This window comes from Egibacteraceae bacterium (assembly GCA_040905805.1).
Taxonomy (GTDB): Bacteria; Actinomycetota; Nitriliruptoria; order Euzebyales; family Egibacteraceae; genus DATLGH01.
This window is the reverse complement of record JBBDQS010000075.1, coordinates 1-4596: the sequence shown is the minus strand read 5'-3', so window position 1 is coordinate 4596 and position 4596 is coordinate 1. Positions and strand designations below refer to the sequence as shown.

At 73.7% G+C, this 4596-nt stretch carries 7 protein-coding genes; 2 read left to right on the top strand and 5 right to left on the bottom strand.

Annotated elements, in window-relative coordinates:
- Positions 1-253 (bottom strand): hypothetical protein (locus WD250_08220; protein ID MEX2620191.1); only part of this gene is annotated, 253 nt, incomplete at its 3' end.
- Positions 254-374: 121 nt separating this feature from the next.
- Between WD250_08220 and WD250_08215 the strand changes: the two genes are divergently transcribed.
- Positions 375-1727 (top strand): glycosyl hydrolase family 18 protein, encoded by a 1353-nt coding sequence (locus WD250_08215; GenBank protein ID MEX2620190.1) that lies wholly within the window; start codon positions 375-377, stop codon positions 1725-1727.
- On the opposite strand, the gene WD250_08210 is transcribed toward WD250_08215, so the two are convergent.
- From WD250_08210 to WD250_08195, 4 genes are read right to left on the bottom strand one after another with little or no spacing between them, the layout of a single operon-like run.
- Complete coding sequence (locus WD250_08210; protein MEX2620189.1) at positions 1652-2593, bottom strand: YihY/virulence factor BrkB family protein; 942 nt, start codon at positions 2591-2593, stop codon at positions 1652-1654. The two genes, WD250_08215 and WD250_08210, sit on opposite strands and share 76 nt — an antisense overlap.
- Positions 2590-2742, bottom strand: coding sequence for a hypothetical protein (locus WD250_08205; GenBank protein MEX2620188.1), 153 nt, complete (start codon positions 2740-2742; stop codon positions 2590-2592). Before WD250_08205 ends, WD250_08210 begins: the two co-directional genes overlap by 4 nt.
- A complete protein-coding gene (locus tag WD250_08200; GenBank protein ID MEX2620187.1) occupies positions 2739-3377 on the bottom strand; it encodes a class E sortase in 639 nt (212 codons plus the stop codon). The genes WD250_08205 and WD250_08200 overlap by 4 nt, the downstream gene beginning before the upstream one ends.
- Before the next feature lie 28 nt (positions 3378-3405).
- Positions 3406-4173, bottom strand: a complete 768-nt coding sequence (locus WD250_08195) for a DUF881 domain-containing protein (protein ID MEX2620186.1) — start codon at positions 4171-4173, stop codon at positions 3406-3408.
- Between the two features lie 148 nt (positions 4174-4321).
- On the opposite strand from WD250_08195, the gene WD250_08190 reads away from it, so the two are divergent.
- Positions 4322-4549 (top strand): cell division protein CrgA, encoded by a 228-nt coding sequence (locus WD250_08190; GenBank protein MEX2620185.1) that lies wholly within the window; start codon positions 4322-4324, stop codon positions 4547-4549.
- Positions 4550-4596: the final 47 nt, after the last annotated feature.

Below are 4596 nucleotides of genomic sequence, written 5' to 3'. Positions count from 1 at the left end.
TCTTGGCCCCCGACTTCCTGGCCGTGGACTTCTTCGCGGTCGACTTCTTGGCCGTGGACGTCTTCTTGGCCGCCTTCTTCGCCGCCTTCTTCGCCGCCTTCTTCGCCGCCTTCTTGGCCGTCGCCTTCTTCGCGGTCGACTTCTTGGCCGTCGACTTCTTGGCCGTCGACTTCTTGGCCGCCTTCTTGGCCGCACTCTTGGCCGGCGGTTGCGCGGTCGGCTCGCGGCTCTCGGGTGTGTCGTCAGCAGCCACCGTCGGGTGCCTTCCTAGAGATCGAGGCTCGGGGCACGGGGCATCATCCCCCGCGTGTCCCAGTGTTGTACACGGCAAACCACCCAGTCCAAACCCTTTCCCCGCTGGTATTCTCGACGAGGTGACGTCGCGCGCCGCCGCATGCGCCATCGCCGGGCTGCTCATCCTCGCCGCCGGATCCGCCATGTCCGCTCACGCGGCCGGGACCGACCCGGCGATCCGGCCCGACGGGCACGTCCTGCTCGCCTGGTTGCACGGCGGCACCAGCGAGGACTACCGGGCCCACGCCGAGCACATGCCCGGGGTCACCGTCCTGTCGCCCACGTGGTGGGGGTTGGCCGACGACGACCCCGGGGGGATCACCGGTCAGGGCGACCCGGCGTTCACCGCCTGGGCGCGGGACCGGGGCATGGCGGTGTGGCCCCAGCTCGGCAACCGTCTCGACGCCGAGCTCAGCCACGCGGTGCTGGCCGACGGCGCTCGCCGGGCCCGCCTGGTGCGCGCGACCGCCGCAGCGGTCGAGCGCGCCGGTGCCGGCGGCCTCGTCGTGGGCTTCGAGAACCTGCAGGAGAGGACCGGACCGGCCCTGACCGCGCTCGTGCGGGAACTGCGGGGCGCGTTGCCCGGCCGCGTCGTCGCCGTCACGGTCGCACCGTTGACCGACACCTGGTCCCGTGGCGCCTGGTCGACCGCCTACGAGCGGCGCGCGCTCGGCGAGGCGGCCGACTACGTGCTGCTCACGGCCCTCGACCAGCACGACGACGCCACCGCGCCGGGCCCGGTCGCGGGGATCGGGTGGACGCGCGAGGCCGTCGAGCACCTGCTGCGGACCGTCCCCGACCGCAAGGTCGTGCTGGCGGTGCCCCTGTACGCGCGCAGCTGGGTGGACGACCCGACCGCCCCGGGCGGGACGCGCGTCGAGGCGACCCTGGGGATGGACGCGATGGCTCGCCGACTCGACGACGCCAGGGCCCGCCACGCGTTCGACGCCGGCGCGGGCCAGCGCCGCTACACCCACAGCGGTGCGGGCGGGCGCGCACGTCAGGTCTGGCAGGAGGACGCGGCGAGCCTCGGGCGCCGCGCCGCGCTGGCCGGCGAATACAACCTGGGCGGGGTCGCCGGTTGGCGGGCCGGGTTCGCCGGCCCCGGCGCGTGGGACGCCATGAGCCAGGCGCTGGCGTTGGACCCGCGACCGGCCGATCGCGGCTCGGGTCCCCCCCGGCTCAACCGGCTCGTCCCGCTCCCGCAGGCGGCCGACCCCGCGCCCGAGACCATCGCGCGATGGCGGCGCGCCACCATCCAGGCCGCCGGGGGCCCCGCCCAGCCCGCCCGGGGGCCGGCGGTCGTGGCCGCCGCGCTACTGCTGGCGGTGGTCGCCGGGCACGTCGGCGCGGCCGCTCACCGGTCCTCGCGAATGAGCGCCAGCTCGGCGTTCAGCTCGCCGCCGACCAGCATGGTCACCCCGGACAGGTAGATCCACAGCACTGCGGCCACCACGGCGCCCACCACGCGCCCGGCCATGCGCAGGGCCTCCTCCTCGTCGCCGAACTGCGGGGCCTGGGGCCCACCCACCTCCAGGTACACCCGGAAGCCGACCGACACGAGGATCCACAGCACCACCCCCAGCACCGCCCCGGGCAGGCAGTCCCGCAGCCGGTTGTCCACGTGGGGCCCCACGCGGTACAGCAGCGTCAGGAAGCCCACGACGAACACGACCAGCAGGGGCCAGCGTCCCACCGCCCAGAGGATCGTGAAGGCGTCCCCCAACCCCAGGTGGTCGCTCAGGGCCCGGCCCCCGCCCAGCAACGGGCCCACGACCAGGAGCGTGAGCATGAGCACGAACACGATCACGGCGCCGAACGACAGGAGGACGGCGAGGGCCCGCTGCTGGACCAGGCCGCGCTGGTTCTTGACGCGGTAGGCGAGGTCGAGCGCGCGGATGGTGGCCGTGAAGACGCGGCTGGCCAGGTAGACCGTCACCAGCAGGCTGCCGATCGCCAGGCCGCCGCGCTGCTGGCTCAGGAGCCCCTGCACGAGCGGCGCGATCACCTCGCGGGTCAGGTCGGGGCTGAAGACGACCGCCAGGCCGCCGATGATGGCGCCCTCCGCCTGCTGGACCTGCTCCTCGCCGATGACGCGCTCCATGTAGCCGAGCCCGGCCCCGATCGCCACGAGCAGGGGGACGAAGGACAGCAACGCGAAGAAGGCCATCTCGGCGGCGAGCCCGGAGACCCGGTCGTCCACGACCCCGCGCCCCAGCCGGACGACCACCTCCCACGGGTTGTACCCGGCGATGCGTGCGGAGCGGCGGCGGGCCCACGCGACCGCCCCCTCGGTCACCACCCCGCCGGGGAGCCCACGACCGCCGTCACGCCCAGGGTCGGATCGTCCAGGAGGGTGTCGACCCAGGGGAAGACCACCGTGAAGAGCAGCAGGACGACGGCCGCCACGACGACGACCACGAGGACGACCTTGGCGACGCGGTTCATGTCACCAGCTCGGCGAAGACCACGAACCGCTGCGCGGCGGAGAATCGCGGGTGGCAGGTGGTCAGCGTGAGCATCGGCGTCTCCGTCTCCAGGGGGTCGGAGCCCACGACCCAGACGTCCCCGGGCTGCACGACCTCCGTGCGGGCCACCCGGTAGGTGTGGCGCTCGCCGTCCCGCCCGGTGACGTGGATCTCGTCGCCCTCGACCATCTGGTCGAGATGGTAGAAGGGCGCTCCGTAGGTGGTGCGGTGCCCGGCGATGGCGAGGTTGCCCTCCCCCCCCGGCTCCGCCGTGCCCGGGTAGTGGCCCGGGCCCCGGGTGAGATCGGCCATGCCCACACCCGACACGATGTACAGCGGATCGGCGTGGACCGGGCGCTCGTCGGTGCCCGGGCGGGAGAACTCGAGCACGGCGAACGCCCCGCCGGGGTCGACCGCTGGCGGGTCGCTGTCCTCCTCCGGATCCGGCGCCTCCGCGACCTGCACCTCGACCTGGCGGTCCCACTCCTCGGACAGGTCCGACTGCGCCGCCCGGGTCGCGAAGCTGGTGAAGAACAGCGAGTAGACGACGTAGAGCAGCACCACCGCACCGGCGGAGATGAGCGTCCAGCCCGTGTAGCGCAGCGCGCGGGTCACGGGTGCCTCCTGCGGCAGGGCTCCCGGGTCACGGGGCCCCGGCGGGCCGGGCGATCCGCAGGGCGGCCGTCCCCTGGTATCCGGGCAGCTCGAGCGCATCGTCCTTGGTGACCGTGAACCCGAGCTGGAAGACCCGCGCCGCGGCGGCGAAGCGCTCCACCGCCGGGTCGCGGCGCAGGGCGTTCTCCAGCAGGTCGTCGTCACCGATGGCATGGATGACGTAGGGCGGCGAGTACGTGCGGCCGTGCACGAGCAGGACGCTGCCGACGCAGCGCACCGCCGTGGTGGTCAGCACCCGCTCGCCGTTCACGCTCATCGCCTCAGCCCCTCCGGTCCACAGGGCGTTGATGACGGCGTGCAGGTCCTGCTCGTGGATGACGAGGTCGTTGGCGTCGGTGCCGGGCTCGGGCGCGTTCGGCGAGTCGTTCAGCGACACCACCAGCCCGGGGCCCCGCACCGGGGTGAGCCCCGCGGGCGCGGCCATCTCCTCGATGCGCTCCTGCAGCGCGCGCTGCTCGTCGTCGCCGGGGCCGGCGCGTTCGAAGGTGTCCACCTCGCCGCCCAGCTCGTCGACACGGCGCTGCAGCTCCGCCGCGCGGGCCTGCTCGGCCCGGATCAGCTCGGCGAGCTCGACGCGGGCCCCGAGGCGTTCGTGCGCCGTGACCGGTTGGGTGCGCGCGGACACGAACAGGATGGCCGCGAGCAGGCCCAGTGCCATCGCGAACCCCGCGCGCACGACGGCGCTGGGTGCGCCGCCGTCCGGTGTACCGGACGCGGGGTCGGGCAGTTCCACCATGCGGGGCATTCCGTCGGTCGGGAGGCGGTGCTCTGCCACGTCCCACGAGAGGGGTCAGGGCACCGGGTCAGCGCATCCGGGCGGGCGTAGACTCCCTGCGAGAGTACCATCGAGCACCCCGACGAAGACCTGCGAGGTGGTCGCCGCCGTGCCGAAGTCCCGTTCGAAGCGCTCCAGCTACATCCCCCCGAAACCCGCCAAGCCCAAGCCCAGCCCGCGGTGGCTGCCGGGCCTCGGACTCGGCCTGATCCTCGGTGGTGTCCTGCTGGTGCTGCTCGCCTACATGGTGCCGGGCTTCCCGGGGGGCAACATCAACCTGATCGTCGGTTTCGCGCTCATGGCCGGCGGCCTCGGGGTGCTCTCCCAGTACCGCTGAGACGTGAATCGCCGGAGCGCCAGCGGAGGCGATTCACCGCTGTGCCG